This window comes from Streptococcus suis (assembly GCA_002831545.1).
Taxonomy (GTDB): domain Bacteria; phylum Bacillota; class Bacilli; order Lactobacillales; family Streptococcaceae; genus Streptococcus; species Streptococcus suis_P.
This window is the reverse complement of the sequence record CP025095.1, coordinates 386941-403488: the sequence shown is the minus strand read 5'-3', so window position 1 is coordinate 403488 and position 16548 is coordinate 386941. Positions and strand designations below refer to the sequence as shown.

14 protein-coding genes, 1 tRNA gene and 2 pseudogenes are annotated in these 16548 nt (G+C 41.7%); 1 reads left to right on the top strand and 16 read right to left on the bottom strand.

The genetic code is table 11. The features are described 5' to 3' along the window. Positions 1 to 220: 220 nt before the first annotated feature. From CWM22_02065 to CWM22_02015, 11 genes are all read right to left on the bottom strand, one after another. A complete protein-coding gene (locus tag CWM22_02065; protein ID AUC90792.1) occupies positions 221 to 409 on the bottom strand; it encodes a 50S ribosomal protein L28 in 189 nt (62 codons plus the stop codon). A gap of 393 nt (positions 410 to 802) precedes the next feature. After that, complete coding sequence (gene fba, locus CWM22_02060) at positions 803 to 1684, bottom strand: fructose-1,6-bisphosphate aldolase, class II (GenBank protein ID AUC90791.1); 882 nt, start codon at positions 1682 to 1684, stop codon at positions 803 to 805. 234 nt (positions 1685 to 1918) lie between these two features. Next, positions 1919 to 2004, bottom strand: a tRNA-Leu gene (locus CWM22_02055). A 276-nt stretch (positions 2005 to 2280) separates the two neighbouring features. Further along, a complete protein-coding gene (locus CWM22_02050; GenBank protein AUC90790.1) occupies positions 2281 to 3885 on the bottom strand; it encodes a CTP synthase in 1605 nt (534 codons plus the stop codon). 192 nt (positions 3886 to 4077) lie between these two features. Continuing rightward, entirely contained in the window at positions 4078 to 4659 is a 582-nt protein-coding gene (locus CWM22_02045) for a DNA-directed RNA polymerase subunit delta (protein ID AUC90789.1), read from the bottom strand. Positions 4660 to 4785: 126 nt separating this feature from the next. Further along, on the bottom strand, positions 4786 to 7941 hold the full coding sequence (locus CWM22_02040) for a histidine triad protein (protein ID AUC90788.1): 3156 nt from the start codon (positions 7939 to 7941) through the stop codon (positions 4786 to 4788). Positions 7942 to 7974: 33 nt separating this feature from the next. Continuing rightward, a complete protein-coding gene (locus tag CWM22_02035) occupies positions 7975 to 8895 on the bottom strand; it encodes an adhesion protein (protein ID AUC90787.1) in 921 nt (306 codons plus the stop codon). A gap of 142 nt (positions 8896 to 9037) precedes the next feature. Beyond that, the gene (locus tag CWM22_02030; GenBank protein ID AUC90786.1) at positions 9038 to 10321 is read right to left on the bottom strand and encodes a trigger factor; all 1284 of its coding nucleotides are present in this window, start codon (positions 10319 to 10321) and stop codon (positions 9038 to 9040) included. A gap of 114 nt (positions 10322 to 10435) precedes the next feature. Next, positions 10436 to 11035, bottom strand: coding sequence for a DUF1349 domain-containing protein (locus CWM22_02025; GenBank protein ID AUC90785.1), 600 nt, complete (start codon positions 11033 to 11035; stop codon positions 10436 to 10438). 1 nt (position 11036) lies between these two features. Next, a complete protein-coding gene (locus CWM22_02020) occupies positions 11037 to 12056 on the bottom strand; it encodes an alpha/beta hydrolase (GenBank protein AUC90784.1) in 1020 nt (339 codons plus the stop codon). 9 nt (positions 12057 to 12065) lie between these two features. Further along, positions 12066 to 13184, bottom strand: a complete 1119-nt coding sequence (locus CWM22_02015; GenBank protein AUC90783.1) for a pectin acetylesterase — start codon at positions 13182 to 13184, stop codon at positions 12066 to 12068. Positions 13185 to 13316: 132 nt separating this feature from the next. Between CWM22_02015 and CWM22_02010 the strand changes: the two genes are divergently transcribed. Further along, on the top strand, positions 13317 to 13835 hold the full coding sequence (locus CWM22_02010) for a TetR family transcriptional regulator (GenBank protein ID AUC90782.1): 519 nt from the start codon (positions 13317 to 13319) through the stop codon (positions 13833 to 13835). A 274-nt stretch (positions 13836 to 14109) separates the two neighbouring features. Here the strand turns inward: CWM22_02010 and CWM22_02005 are convergent. From CWM22_02005 to CWM22_01985, 5 genes and pseudogenes are all read right to left on the bottom strand, one after another. Continuing rightward, positions 14110 to 14326, bottom strand: a pseudogene (locus tag CWM22_02005) (hypothetical protein). Beyond that, positions 14327 to 14776, bottom strand: coding sequence for an Rrf2 family transcriptional regulator (locus CWM22_02000; GenBank protein AUC90781.1), 450 nt, complete (start codon positions 14774 to 14776; stop codon positions 14327 to 14329). It lies immediately after the preceding pseudogene. A 9-nt stretch (positions 14777 to 14785) separates the two neighbouring features. Next, positions 14786 to 15415, bottom strand: a complete 630-nt coding sequence (locus CWM22_01995) for an NADH-flavin reductase (protein ID AUC90780.1) — start codon at positions 15413 to 15415, stop codon at positions 14786 to 14788. A gap of 139 nt (positions 15416 to 15554) precedes the next feature. Continuing rightward, positions 15555 to 15692: pseudogene (locus tag CWM22_01990) on the bottom strand (short-chain dehydrogenase). Then, positions 15685 to 16530 (bottom strand): alpha/beta hydrolase, encoded by an 846-nt coding sequence (locus CWM22_01985; protein ID AUC90779.1) that lies wholly within the window; start codon positions 16528 to 16530, stop codon positions 15685 to 15687. The pseudogene CWM22_01990 and the gene CWM22_01985 overlap by 8 nt, the downstream one beginning before the upstream one ends. Positions 16531 to 16548: the final 18 nt, after the last annotated feature.

Sequence of the window (16548 nt, the reverse complement as noted above, 5' to 3'; positions counted from 1 at the left end):
TTTATATGTTCGTGCTTGAGAAAATCTCCCACATCAATACACATTTTATTTTTGACAACGTTCCTTCTTTGTTAACTTTTCAACACCAATGTGAAGAGCTATATAGCTGATATTCTTTCCTGTTTATTATGTAGTGGCCGAATTTGCTCCTCGCCGACTTTACATCTAGGTTATTTTTTCCAAAAACAAAAGTCGCTAGATTTTTCTAACGACTTTGTTATTATACGCGTTCAACTTTGCCTGATTTTAGTGCACGTGCCGAAGCCCAAACTTTTTTAGGTTTACCATCAATCAAAACAGTTACTTTTTGAAGGTTTGGTTTAACTGCGCGTTTCGTTTGGTTCATAGCGTGTGAACGGTTGTTACCTGATACAGTCTTACGACCAGTGAAATAACATACTTTAGCCATTGTATCTTCCTCCTCATTTGATCAAATATATCGGATGTGCTAGCACCACATACCATATTATTCTAACAGAAAAGATTGGACTTGGCAAGAATTATTTTCATTTTTATTTTTTTAAAGTATCTATACTCATAGGTAAATATTTTACCACTACAGTTTGCGCCCCATCCATAATTCTTCGTTCTCTAAGTTATTACAGTCATGAAAACTTTGGAGCGGTTTATACTTTAACTGTTCTCTGCTCACTTCTATCGTAGATTTCTTCATAGCGAGGAACTAGATTAAACTTACTCAACTATTATAATAAAAAGGATTCTCGAAAGAAAATCCTTTTTGGTTTAATCTAAGAAACTTATGCTTTGTTTACTTGAAATCTGAGATTTCTTCGCAGTTACATTAAGCTTTGTTCGCTGAACCGAATACGTCGATACGCTCTTCAACAGATGCTTGGATAGCTTTCACACCGTCTGCCAAGAATTTACGCGGGTCAAAGAGTTTTTTCTTATCGTATTCTGCTTCGTTTGCTTCATAAGCTGCTGCAAACTTACGAGTTGCGTTTGCAAATGCGATTTGGCACTCAGTGTTTACGTTAACTTTAGCAACACCCAATTTGATTGCTTCTTGGATTTGTGCATCTGGAATACCTGAACCACCGTGCAATACGATTGGGAAACCTGGTACAGCTTCAGTTAATTTACGCAAGTGGTCAAGGTCAAGACCTTCCCAGTTTGCTGGGTATGGACCGTGGATGTTACCGATACCTGCTGCCAAGAAGTCAATACCAGTTGCAACCATTGCTACTGCATCTTCGATTGGAGCCAATTCACCGCTACCAATGATACCATCTTCTTCACCACCGATAGTACCTACTTCAGCTTCAACTGAGATACCTTTAGCGTGTGCCAATTCTACAACTTCTTTAGCTTTTGCAAGGTTTTCTTCTACTGGAAGGTGTGAACCGTCAAACATGATAGAAGTGTAACCAACTTCGATACACTCAAGTGCATCTTCGTAGTGACCGTGGTCAAGGTGAATAGCAACTGGAACTGTAATGTTCATTGACTCGATCAAGTTAGCGATCAAGTTGCGAGCTACTTTGTAACCACCCATGTACTTAGCTGCACCCATAGAAGTTTGGATAAGAACTGGAGCTTGTTTTGCTTCTGCTGCACGCAAGATAGCTTGAGTCCACTCAAGGTTGTTTGTGTTAAATCCACCAACTGCATAACCGTTGTCACGCGCTGCTTGGACAAATTTTTCTGCTGAAACTAATGGCATTTCGATAGCCTCCTAATATTTTTTGAGGTTGCACCTCATACTCTTCTATTCTACCATTTTTATTTTGAAAATGCTAGTTGAAACCGTCTAGTTTTGAGAAAAGTTTCACATATCTTTTCATGAAAGCTATAACAATACCCGTTTCGTATCATTCTTGTAATTTATGACCTAGCATATATCGTGCTCTGCACTTATCTAGATAAAGCAAAAGGACTAGCCTTAGCTAGTCCACTATGCGGAGAGTGGGACTTGAACCCACACGACCTAAAGCGGTCACAGGATCCTTAGTCCTGCGCGTCTGCCAATTCCGCCATCCCCGCTTAACACAAGAACTAGTATATCATTAGGAACTAGCCTTGTCAACACTTTTTTTGAATTTTATTTTTTATTTTTACTTTTTTTGACAAAACGTATTGATTTAGCCGATTCTTTTGCAATACTCTACTAATATAATGCTTAAAACCATCTAGACAATGATGCCATATGGGGATGGTATTTCGTATTTTCTTCTATAAATACTGTCATCTTTTTCGTTTCTTTATATAAAATATAAAAGAAGATTGAATAATACCAATCTTCTTCTATAATAATTACACTTATTTTTCATTCTCCATAGCTGCCGAAACAAAGGCTGTATACAAACCTTCAGGGCGATTAGGACGAGATTGTAGTTCTGGATGATATTGGCAGGCAACGAAGAATTTATTTTCTGGAATTTCAACAATTTCTACCAAACGGTTGTCTGGTGACACGCCTGAGAAAACAAAACCTGCTTTTTCAAATTGTTCGCGGAATTCATTGTTAAACTCATAACGATGACGATGGCGACGTTGTACAACTTCTTGATTATCATAAGCAGCTGCAGCCTTGGAGCCACGTTTGAGCTTGCTTGGATAAAGACCTAAACGGAGAGTTCCTCCTAAATCTTCTACTCCAATTTGATCACGCATGATGTCAATAATTGGATATTTAGTTTCTGGGTCTAATTCAAAGCTGTTAGCACCTTCTAAACCGAGAACGTGACGTGCAAATTCTACACAGGTCAGCTGCATTCCCAAGCAGACCCCTAGCATTGGCACGTCATTCTCACGAGCATAACGAATGGCTTGTATTTTCCCTTCTGTACCACGTTGTCCAAAGCCACCAGGAACGATAATTCCTTGTGCTTGTCCTAGACGTTCAGCTACGTTTTCTGCTGTCAAATCATTTGCATTGACCCAGTCCAATTCGATAGCAGCATCATTTGCATATCCTGAGTGTTTTAGAGCTTCAACTACAGAAATATAGGCATCTTGTAATTCTACATACTTACCAACTAAAGCGATTTTTACTTTTTTCTGGAGATTAAGAACCTTGTTTACCATCGCTGTCCACTCTGTCATATCTGCTGGAGGTACGTCGAGCTTCAAGTGATCGCAAACAATTTGATCCATGTTCTGCGCTTGCATATTTAATGGGATTTGGTAAAGATGTTCGACATCCAAGGACTCAATAACTGCTTCTGGAGCAACATCACAGAATTGTGCCAGTTTATTTTTAATTCCTTGTCCAGCAGACTGCTCTGTCCGAATTACCAACATGTTGGGCTGAATACCTAGACCACGCAACTCTTTTACAGAATGTTGTGTTGGTTTAGTTTTCATTTCGCCTGCTGCTTTGAGATAAGGCAAGAGTGTTGTATGGATATACATAACATTGTCTGAACCGACATCTGCCTTCATCTGACGAAGCGCTTCAAGGAATGGCAAGCTTTCAATATCACCTACTGTACCACCTACTTCCGTAATGATGACATCTGCATCTGTAGTACGAGCTGCACGCTTGATTTTATCTTTCAAAGCATCTGTAATGTGTGGAATAACTTGAACTGTTGCCCCTAAGTATTCCCCTTTACGCTCTTTACGGAGGACTTCGCTATAAATTTTACCTGTTGTAACATTTGAATATTTGTTCAGGTTAATGTCGATGAAACGCTCATAATGCCCAAGGTCCAAGTCGGTTTCTGCGCCGTCGTCCGTCACAAAAACTTCACCGTGTTGATACGGACTCATTGTTCCCGGGTCAATGTTGATGTATGGATCAAATTTTTGGATTGTTACCTTGAGACCTCGGTTCTTCAATAAACGACCTAGGCTGGCTGCTACAATCCCTTTGCCGATAGAGGAAACAACGCCACCTGTTACAAAAATATACTTTGTCATGCAAACTCCTTTTCTACGATTCAGGCTAATAGGAAGCAATTTGTGGGGATACTTCCTGTTAACTTGAAGAAAAAACAAAAATAGCTCCCTATCGCTAGGGAGCTCCGACCTCAAAAGAGGTGCCCGATAATATCTTATCGTAATTTGGTAGTCTTGTCAAATTATTTTTAAGAATCTAGGGGGATATAATTCTTATTCGTCGACGACCTCTTCATCTGAATACTCGTCGTCATCTTCACCTAAATCAACATCCTCTTCGTCCAATTCGTCATCTGGAATAATTTCGTTGATTTCTGAATCATAGGACTCAACTTCATCTTTTTCGTCATCTGGATTTTCATCATCGTATTCTGATGATGCACTACCCGGATAGTTGTCCTCATCTTCTGGATCGTCATGTCCATAGTCAATCGCATCATCATCACCGTCCATGAAGGCATTGACACGTTTCTTCTTGCGTTTTGGTGCGTCTTCATCATCTTCTTCAAGAGTGATCACTTCTTCGTCGATCTCATCGATTGCGTACCAAGAACGTAATCCCCATTTGTTTTCGCCAAGTGGAATGAAGCTTCCATCCACATTCAAATCAGAATAGAAGGTTGGGAGGGCTGCGCGAATCTCGCTGTTTGATTTTTCAAGGTAGTTTTGAACTTCATTGACCAAGTCATTGAAATACATTTCGTTGTCACGTCCACGTTCTTCCAAAATAGCACGGGCTACTTCAATCATGGAAAGTTCGCTTTTTTCTTGTCCTGCAAATACGTTAAGTTCCAAGGCTGTTCTCCTTTTTTGTCTTTCCTTTCTATTTTACGCTAAAAAAGGCAAATAGTCAAAGATAATCTTTATCGTTTTTCTGTAAAAAAATACCTGCAGAGCTCAGCGCTACAGGTATTTTGTTTACTATACTTGTTCTTCTAAACTTGGAAGGGAGATGATCCGTTTGACCCCATCCTTATCTACAAGTCGAACAACTTTGCTTGTTGCATCATATTCGAAAGCTTCAAAAGAGACTTTGTAACGGTCTGAGAGTGTGACCAGACTTTGTTCAAAGGTTTTGAAGTCCATGCCAAACTCTTCTGCTCTTCGTTTTAATTCTTCTGTAAACTCGTCAATTTCCTCGGTTTCTTCAGAAATAATTTCTTCATCACTTTCTTCCGTCTCTGTTTCTTCTGTTGATTCAGATGGTGTATTTGGTGTAAATACTCCCCAGCCATCGTCTGAAACTGGGCGTTCTTGTGGATTAGTCATGTAGTATTTAACCGTTGCTAGGAAATCTTCTAAACTATATCCTTCAGGACTTCTTGCACTACCTTGGTCAAACCATTTAAAGGATACATAGTGATAGTGATCTTGATGCGGAATTACCAGAGTCCCGTTGCGTACTTCGGTCGCATAGCCAGCATTGTAGGTCAGTGCTTCGAAAGGAACGACTTTCTTCGCTTCCACTCGGTTATAAATTTCCTCTGCCGTTTCTTTGGCAACTTGCGGCTGTTCTGGCGTTGTTGTCTCGCCTGCACTTGCTCCTATTTCAGTTGGTGCAGGTGTTGACGGTGAACTAGAATTAGATTTCTCACGTTGAGCCACCATAGCCTCTGCTGGGATCAGCTCGCTTAAGTAATTCAAATCACTCTTGTTAATCCGACGGTAACCATCTGTAATCACACGTGGGATGCGATAGTTATCCGTACCTATTTTCACTTTGGGATCTAATAGGTCTGCTGGGTCAAAAATATAGCCATCTTTTGTTGTATATTTTCCTGTTGCCTTAGCTTCTGCCAACTCTTCTGCTGAGTGAACAATTTGCCAATTTTTCAAACCTGCACGTTTCTCAATTGGTGTGACATTTTTCGCCAATTCTTCAGCATCTCGTTTATCAAGAAGAGTTTGTACAGCTTCCAATTCTTCTTTAGATAAATCTTTCTTGGAAATTGAACGTAGAGAACCTCCTGTCGCTCTTGGTAGACTGAACGCTTGACTAAAGACAAAACTTGCTGGGTCTAGTACGTCTTCCGCCGAGAAGATATAGCCATCATTTGTCGCAAATTTCCCTTTTGCACGCGCATCCATAACTTCTTCTGCTGTGTGAATAATTTGCCAATTTTTCAAGCCTAAGCGGTTTGCTTTAGGTGTTGCATTTAGAATCGGGGGAACAAGATCCGTTGCTTCTCCATCACCATGTCCACTTGTAGTCCAAGCAGATGGACGAATTTCAGGATGTTGCATGATATAGCGGATCGTTGCAATTTGTTCCTTACTCAACCATGTGTAAGGTAGGACGTGGATGTGATCAATGTGTGGAATAATAAAGGATTGTCCAGTATCATAGGTTGCATTCGCTCCCTTCATCGGAATTTGATCCATACCGACCAACATGGCTGGCTTAAGATCTCCTTCTGCAAGCGGTGCAATATCAAAGATATACTGCTTATCTTTTTCTGCCAAAGTTAATTCAGCAAAAGAGATTTTCATCAAATCTAGTTCGTCACGACCATACGTATAAGTTTTTCCACCTACTTCCATTTCATAAACAACTTTTCCAGCCAATTTACGTTTAGCCGTTACTTGTTTGTATTCAAATGCAGGGCGATTTTCTTCTTGAATTGGTTTTACAGGTTTTGAATCATTCCCTTGACTTGGTGTTGTGGGTTTAGCATCGTTTCCTACTTGTTCAGATGTCTTAGGTGGCACTTGTTTGCCCGCCTTCTCATTAACCCATTCCTCTACTTGCTTGATTTCAAAATCTTCGAGTTCGCCAAAACCAACATAATGGAAATGATCTCCATGACTAGCTATCAACCCTTGATCATCAACTGAGGTAATAGAGTCTTTGCTAAAGGTATATCCATCACTTGTAAAATATGCCTTACCATCTAATCCTTTTCCGTAAGCAGGAATTTGACGTCCCATATAGGAAACCACTTTCCCTGTTGACTGCTTCGGTTGTGTTGGTAATACTGGTTGTGTAGGCGATACCGGTTGCGTTGTAACCGTGCCGATTGGTGTTGCTGGACGATTTGGTTGTGTTGGTGTATGTTGGGAGTGACTTGCTTGTGCGCCAGAAGAAACACCTGCTCCATTTACACCAATCATTCGAGAAATCTTCTCTTCTAGAGGAGACATCTGGCTGTATGGAATAAAGTGGTAATGGTCGCCGTGTGGAACGATGACACCTGCTGCGGTTTTCTTCGTAATCGTTCTTGGGTCAAATACCAATCCATCTGCTTCTACATGGCGTTGAGATAGGGGTGTTGCATCCAATTGAGCCAATAAACTAGCCAAATCCTGACCTTGCCCCGCACTAATTGTTGTCTGTTGAGCTCTATTATTTCTATCGCCATATTGACTACCACTAGCCGAGCTCACACTTCCTTTTTGATTCCAGTAATCTTGAGCAGCCTTCAATTCGGTAGCTGATAAATCTTTTTTAGGAATAAAGTGGAAATGGTCGCCGTGCGGAACGATAAAACCATCTCCCGTGTCTTCAATAACATCTGTCGGATTAAAGACATAGCCATCGTCTGTTCTGTAGCGGCCATCTTTACTATTTCCTGCTGCCTGATTCTTACTGTCAGCAGAAGAGATTCCTTTTTGCCGCTCCACTTCTTCTTTGCTACGAACATTTTTATGTTTGCTAGGGTCTTTTAGATAGAGATAGTATTTCCCATCAACTTTTATGACGTAGCCATCCTGGACTTCATTGATGATGTGACTGTCTTGTAAGACATAGTTTGGGTCCTTCATGACCAACTCTTCACTAAAAATCGCATCAAAGGGGACTTTACCATTATAGTAGTGGAAATGGTCACCATGTGATGTCACATAGCCTTGATCAGTAATTTTAACGACTATCTGCTCAGCGTCAATATTTTCCTTGGCAGAAACTTGATCAGGTGTTAATTGTTCAGCAACGGTAGTTTGTACACTTTGACTATCTTCAATATAGGACACACGATTTTTTTGCTCTTCCATCGCTTGGAAACGTCCAAGCTGATAGCTACAGAGACTCGTCCCTAAAACAAGGGCGGCTACGGAGCCAACAACTGCTTTTTTCTTCATTTTTTCTCCTTTCGGTCGATAGAATTCGGCCTTTTATTTTAACTCTTGAGCTAATGTTTCTAAGACTTGCTCTAGATTTTCTAGATAGGTTAAATTATTTTCTGGATCTGCTTCAAGAGGATCCAACACTTTTAAATCTACACCTGTCGAACTCGCCAATGCCTTGGCAAGTTTATCCGAGGCACCTTTTTCTGTAAAAATTGTTTGCACATTGTAGGTGTCAACAAATTCTTTAATTTCCGCCAACTGTCTAGGGCTTGGCTCTTCCTCTGAAACTCCTGCGATTCCTAACTGCTTCAACCCGAAGCGTTGTGCAGTGTAAGAGAAGGCTGTGTGTTGAGTGACAAATGTTTTTGATGCGGCTTTTAAAAAGATTGGGCTATACTTGTCTGCCAACTTTTGCGCCTTTTCCTCTAAAGTTGCGGCATTTTGACGATAATAATCCGCATTCTTAGGATCACTTTCTGCTAAAAGTTCACCAATCGCAACAGCTTCCTGACCAACCAAAACTGGATCCAGCCATGTGTGGGGGTCATACAAACTAGCTTCATCAATCCCTTGACCAGCTTCCATGTCTTCTAACCCTGGAACCTTTGTCAGCGGTAAATTTGTCGAAGCCTCCAAAACCTTGACAGATGAACCTTGCAAATTAGGTTCCAAACGTCCTGCCCAGGATTCCAAAATTCGCGAATGATAGATAAAAACATCTGCATCGTATATGGCCTTTATGTCCGCAGCCGATGGTTCATAAGAGTGTATGCCCTGTCTTGAGCCAATCATTCGAACATCATTTTTATTCCCTGACACTTCCTTAACCAGTGAATAAATCGGGTAAAATGAGGTGACTATTTTCATTCCTGGCTGTACTTGGCTCGCTTCCTTCTGAGCCGAGCAAGCCATCAAGCACAAACCAGCTAGAACCGAAAGACAAGCTCCAAGTATTTTCTTTAGCATATTTCCTCCTTTTCACAAAAAACATTAACCAGTTAAGTTTATACCACAAAATAATTAACCAGTCAAGCGTTTTTTTAAAAATATATACTAATTTATCAAAAAACAAAAAGAAAACCCGACTAGAGTCGAGTTTTCCAAATAATTATTTTACAGTTGCAGTGCTTGTGATCACTTCTACAGCTTTCTTAACAGCGATGTCGTGTTTAAGCATTTCTGGTGAAAGCAAGCTACGTACTTGTGCGACTTCCATGTTGTAAGTTGCTGCCAAGTCTTCGATTTCTTTGTTGATTTCCTCTTCAGTTGCTTCGAAACCTTCTGCTTTCGCTACTGCTTCAACAACCAAGTTTGTCTTAGTACGTTTTTCAGCATCTGCTTCGTATTGTTTATGAAGGTCTTCACGAGTTGTACCAGTGATTTGGAAGTACATATCTGGTGAGATACCTTGTTGTTGCATACCACCCAAGAATTCATTGATTGCACGGTGAACTTCTTCGTGGATCATTTCTTCTGGCAATTCAACGATTTCAGCGTTTTCTACAGCCAATTCAAGAGCTGCTGATTCAACTGCATCGTCAAAGGCAACTTCTTTTGCTGCTTCCAATTCTTTACGGTACTTAGCTTTCAACTCATCAAGTGTTTCTACTTCTTCGTCGATGTCTTTTGCCAATTCGTCATCCAAAGCTGGAACTTCTTTTGCTTTTACTTCGTGGATTTTTGTCACGAAGAGGGCTGGTTTACCAGCAAGGTCAGCTGCTTGATAGTCTTCTGGGAAAGTTACTTCAACGTTTACTTCTTCACCAGCTGCATGACCTACCAACTGCGCTTCAAAACCTGGGATGAATTGACCTGAACCAAGTCCAAGTGAGAAGTTCTCACCTTTACCGCCGTCAAATTCAACGCCGTCGATAGAACCTACAAAGTCGATAACAACTGTGTCGCCTTCAGCTGCTGGACCTTCTTTGATGACCAATTCAGCCAAGTTGTTGCGCTCACGTTCGATTTTTGCATCTACTTCTTCGTCAGATACTTCTTTAGTTGCTTCTACTGAAACTGCCAAGTTTTTGTAGTCACCCAATTTTACTTCAGGTTTTGTCACAACTTCAGCAGTGATTGTCCAATCTTGGCCTTTTTCCATAGATACAACGTCGATTTTTGGTTGTGCAACGACTTCAAGACCAGCTTCAGCAACTGCTGCTTCATAAGCTGCAGGTAAAAGAGCGTTTACTACATCTTGGTAAAGTGCTTCTTCACCAAATTTTTGGTTGAAAACGGCACGTGGCAAGTGACCTTTACGGAAACCTGGAAGATTGATATCTTTCTTAACTTTGTTGAAAACGCGGTCCAATTCTGGTTTGATAGCATCTTGACCGATTGTGAAAGTCAAAACGCCGCGGTTTGTTTCTTTTGCTTCAAATGATACAGACATTCTGTCATTCTCCTTAAAATTTTATTGCATACTCTTCATTATAACACAATTGGCAGGGATTTCAACGATTTTATAACGTACTTTTGGGAAATGGCAGAGCTTCTACCCAATCTTCTAATCTGGTTGTTGACCGTCGTGGGCCAACCACTTGCAGTCAGTCAAACTCATTTCTGTAAAGACAGCTTCAAAGGAAGAGTCTTCTGGCGAGCAGGCATAGATACCAAAACGAATTTTCCCGCCGCCTTCATGCAGGTGGCAAATCCGCATTTGCTCAAAATGAATACCGTCTTTGGAGTTTTCGATGCAGAAATCACTACCACGTCGGCTCAAACGGTAGTAAATTGACTTGACAGAAGCTGGAATTTCCTGGGTTGCCCAGTCTGAAAAGCCCTGATTGGTCACAACGCTGCCCAAATGCTGAAAATCTTCATTCTCATACTCAATCGAGCCCTTAATCCAGTTTTCCGAATCCTGATAGACCACGACACCGCACTGATCAAAACGAGTATGACTATTGGAAAAATCCGTCTTAACCGTAAAGGAAAAATACTCTTCCTCCGTGTCCATCAAGAGCAGGGGAGCATTGTCATTGACAAAATGGTAATAGGTCTTCTGCCACAAGTCTGTATGAGCTTGGGTTGTGATTCTGATTTCATTATCCGAAATCTGATAGTTTTCTGGTTCTCGCACCCAGTAAAAATTTTTGGTGTTCATGTTACTCCTTAGTTCGTTCGTCTATAAAAGTCATCATCCGCTCAAATGCTTTGGCAGACACCGGGTCAGTTCGTAAATTCGCCACAAAGCCATGTGGCTTTTCAAGCCCTTCTTCCGCTAAAGGATCGACCAATTCATTCTCAACTCCCGCTTGCTTCAAGGCTTTATTGAGCGATACCATATCTGTCCGATACTCGCTTCCCAGGAGGAAACTTGCTGGGTAGTCCTTGTTCACATGGAAAATCGGGTTATAAGCATTGATTTCTTCCTCACTTAGATAAATGGTTTCTGAAACATAATTTCCAACCAACATCTTCGTACCTAAGCTAAATTTGGCATAATCTAAGGGAGCATCGTCGATGACCAAAGCCTTGACATGTTCTTTTACAATACTTGGTTCAATGTTCAATAGTTGAGCGTACTCCTGATTGGCTAAGACACTACCATATTGAGCTACCATGATGGCACCTGCTGATGAGCCCATCAAGACGACATTGTCCATGTTCAAATGGTATTCTTCAGCGTGTTCCTTTATGTAGGCGATAGCCTGATTCATTTGAATCACAGGTGTTGGAAAATGATAGTCTGGAACAAGCGCATAATCCACATTGACAACATTATATCCTTTTGACACGATGTCGTCAATGAGGTAGGTCGCTTGGCTGGCAGCCAGTGGATCCCCCATATTTTTGCTGCCTCCAAAGAATCCACCACCGTGGAAATAGAAGAGGGTTGGTCGGTCAGCTTCAAGATTTTGGTCTGGATAGGTAATATCTAAAAAGCTGTTAGGATATTCCTTGCTATAGGCAATCTCACTTTTCAAATACTGACCATTCTCTTTCAGACCATCAATGGGGGCATAAAGAGGACTGTAAGAGTTCGGTGAACTTTCCTTGTACATAAACGATTGAATGACACCGACCATCAACTGCGGATGATTGGTAACCGACACATAAGCAATGATACCGAGACTAGCTACAATCCCAAGGATCCATAAGATGATTTTTTTGAATTTTTTCATGTTGTTCTCCTAATCTAATAGTTCTAACCCGTAACTCTTTACCTCTCCGTTAACCGCATCATCCAGCCATTCTGCCACACTCTTGTCTTGAGACATAGGGGTAAAGAATGTTGAGAAGTTAATGGTGGTGTGCTGAGTAGCGGTAGTTTTTTCATCTTGCCCATAATTCCAGACAAAAATACCCACGCCATCAATTTTAGATTGCAGTTCTTGAATCATTTTTTTAAGTTCTTTTTGAAAGTGCTCACTACTCTCTTCTGTTGCATCTGCTAGTTTCCCTTGGTCAATATAGGCCTGATATTGCTGAAGAACTCCATCTCGATAGGAAATGTCAAATAAAATCTTAACGCTATCCCCGCGTTTCTCATGGAGGGCTACTAAGCTATCTAAAACAATATTATCTGAATGCAGGCGGTCACTAATAGAAGTCGGCGTTTTCCAGACATTTTCCGCAATACTTTTCCAGTTATCATGTCTCAAAAAGGAACTGTCCACTGCAACTGTGACATTTTTCGCTGTTGGAAAATGAGAAATGACATCATCCGCTAGCAGAGAGGTAGCAAATCCGCCAGCTGAAAATCCAGTTACCAGAAGCGTATCTGGATTGCCAACGTGCGGTTTAGCTGCTGCTAAAATACTCATCAGATTGGAATAACCTTGGTGATGGACTACTTGCTCTTTTCCGTGATCGTCTACATATGAAAAGTTCTGGGTCCCTGCATGAAAATCTCCTGTCCCATACGGAAGCACAATCATAGTCCAGTCCTTAAATGGATTGTCTTCCTGCGGACTTCCAATTCCCCAAGTTGCAACATAATCTTGATGGCCAGTTGTGGTCGCATAATATTGAGTCCCTCCACTAGCAGTCTCTTCATTGATACTCACACCACCACCAAAGAAATAGACCATCACCTTATTCTTCTCTTTACCGATACGAAGCAGGCCGTGTGCCTGATTCCCCTGAGAATCTACAACCCCTTCGGGACTGAGGCTGTACCATTCATTCACTTGTGGGGTTTGATGGACAAGCTCTGGAGCGGACCAACCAAAGGTCATTTTATAGGCAATAAAACCAAGCAAAGCTAAGGCGACTACTACAGCCGCTACTATTTTCCAAACTTTTTTCATACTTTCTTTTTTCTGTCCTTTATGGTATATTTTTAGAAACAAGTGTTTCGTTTTTTATTAGTATAGCAGATGAACAGCGGGAAAACTAGTCCCAGCTCTGCTATTTGCCCAAAAGGAAACAAATGAAAGGAAGTGTTTCGCATGGAAAGAGTGAAGCGGAAAGAGTCGTTATTTGTGGAGAGTGTCGTGGAGGCTCTGTGGGAGCTGCTGGAAGACAAATCCTTTGACAAGATTAGTGTGTCAGAGTTGGTGGAGCGAGCTGGCATCGGTCGGGTGACGTTTTATAGGAACTTTTCTAATAAGGAAGAGGTCCTCGAACGGTCCTTCAACTTGGAATTGCAAGCCTGGTTGACCGATCGGCAGATTGACTTGTCGGATTGGTCAGATGCTCATCTCTTACTGGCTTTACGGCAATTTTTTGACTTTTGGTATGAGCAACAGGATAAGATTCGCTTGTTGACTGCCAACCATTTGGACTACTTGCTCGAGGAGGTCTTGGACAGCTACTTCAAAGAAAGGCTGGGGGACATGACTGATGATTTTCACCTGCAATTTATCGTAGGAGGATTTTTCCGAGTGCTTAAAACCTGGGTTGCTAGAGGCTGTAAGGAAAGCCCTGATGACATCATGCGATTGATGGGTGAGCAATAGAGCAAACTTATCAACTGTCTTGACCAGACCAAGCAAAAAGACTTAGGCAACTGATGTTCAGTCACTCTAAGTCTTTTTGTGTATAGTGAGGATGGGCAAAAAGCCCAGGACCACTACTCAGAGTTCGTGTCAACATCTCAGCGCAGTGGTTGATTGGGTTTAACAGTCCAGTGTACTGTTAAAGGTTGGAGACAAGATTTGCGAAGCAAATCTCAGCAATTCGTGTTTTACACTCCAAATCTGACCATTACGACTGTGGCGAACAAAGTTCGCTCTATTTCCAACCTCCAAAGGTTCCCCGAACCTTTGGAGCTATGCGGGGGTGGGAGTTTAAAAGGTCTGGGAGACCTTTTAAAGTGGGAGATATAAGCTGACGGCAGTCAGCTCACATAAATTGATGTCTGGGGATAGACTGTTTCAGCTCAACAACTTGAAATAAAGACTTGTTGACGAACTCTTCGATGAATGGTCGAGTTCTTTCCCACTCCCATTTAAGTCCTTTTCACTTTTTCTTCAATGGCTTTTTCTAGGTCAACCAGAACATCAGACATATACATGGTTTTCAATTCTTTCTCCATAGCTGTCTGGACTTGGACTAGTTTGTCGTCCACAGCAGCATGGATATTTCCCCCCACGATACAGTCAGGATGGGGATTTTCATGAAAGTTGAACAAGCCTTTCTTATCAATATTGTCAACTGTAACAAAGATGTCATAAAGACTAATGTCATCAAGTGTCTTTGCTAAACGAAAACCGCCGCTGCCCTGCTTGGCATCTACAATCCCCGCTTCCTTCAAACCAGACAGAACCGAGCGAATGATAACGGGATTGGCTTGAATGCTGTTTGCCAAAACCTTGCTGGTGACACGTTGCTGGTCTTGAAAGAGATGGATAAAGGCCAAGGCGTGAATGGCAATGGTAAATTTATTTGAAATCTGCATAACACTCTTTTACTCACTGACAAGGCTGATACGTGCTTTGAGATGATCACCTGATGCAATCTCGTCAATCATACCAATGGCGTAATCTGCATAGGAAATCACACTTTCTCCCTTGCTATTCAAGACCAACTCTTCACCGCCAAGAATATAGCGACCTGTCCGTTCGCCGTCTGCTTGGAAATCACCTGCCGGGCTTACATAGGTCCAGTTGACATCATCTACTTGACGAAGGGCCTCAAGTGCTTCCTTGTGAGCATTTAGCACAGGCAATACTTCCGATGGAAACTCTGTCACATCTGCCACAGTCAAGGTACGCTCTGGATTAACATACAGGCTTGCTGCTCCACCCACCACAAGCAAACGTGTTTGTGAATCTTTTAGGATAGCCGCCAAATGTTTGGCTGCATCAGGAACCACATGTACAGTGTCTGCTGTCCAGGCACCTACTGCATCCACTACCGCATCAAAACCAATCACATCATCGGCTGTCAGGTCAAAAACATCCTTTTGAAGAACCTGCTGTGCGACTGTCTTATTTTCACCACGAACGATGGCCGTTACTTCAAAACCACGTGCTACCGCTTCTTTCACAATCAAGCTACCTGCTTTACCGTTTGCTGCTACTACTGCTATTTTCATTTTCTTTTCCTCCGAAATGTTTTTTGTTGTAAATTGTTTTGTTACAACTTTGCATGCACTAGTATATCTTAACTCTTTGAAGTTGTCAACAGTTTTATTACAACTTTTTAAAAATTGTTGACAGGTTCATTTGTCGTAGAATATCACTAAGGGCTACACGGAGCTTTTCGCTATTTCGTCCGTGCAAGATCACTTCATGGCCTTCACTAGCTAGTTTCATGGCTAGGTGTTTGCCGATCCCATCCGTCGAACCAGTGATTAAAATGGTTTTAGGCATTGGTTTCCTCCAAAAAGGCTAGTAAGGCTTTTGAAAACTCTTCTGCATTTTGGAAGATCGAGCCATGTCCTGCATTTGGATAGATGATCAGTTGGCTATTTTTGATCTTCTCATGCATGGTATAAGAATTTTCTGTTGGAACCTGGATGTCCTTATCACCGTTGACGATAAGAGTTGGCTGAGTGATAAAGGTCATGTCATCTTGCGGCTCTCTTCCCCAGCGTTTGATAGCTTTGAGCTGGGTCAAAAATCCTGGAACATTCATGTCCTTGTCTGCATGAGCAGCACTTCTTTGCCCCATACGACCCAAGACTTTTTCTGCCTCCAAACGACCTGCTTCATCATGATTGTAGAAGATGTAGCGTTTTGGATCCACACGCTCCAAACCAGCCTTCAGCATGTAGCGGAAGGTTTTTCCAGTCACCTTATCAACTTCAAAACCACCACGAGGACCTGTACCTGCTAAAATCAAACGGTTGACCAGCTGACTATCCAGGCGAACGATTTCTTGAGCAATGAAACCACCCATAGACAGACCTAGCAAATTGATTTTCTCATAACCCAAAGCCTTGATAATGGAAACAGCCTGCTCAGCCATTCCTGGAATAGTTGGGGCCACCTTGCCTTGACTAGCTCCTACGCCAGGAAGGTCTAGGACAATCACATGGTGCTTTTCAGCCAGCAAATCCAGCAATTTTGGATCCCAGTTGTCCAAGGTTGCGGCTAGGTGAACCAGCATGACCAAAGGGATGTCAGACTTGCCCTTGCTGAGCTCACGATAGGCGATTTTATTGTTTGAAACGATGATGTATTGATTTTTGGTTGTAATATATGACATGATGTTTCCTTGTATATT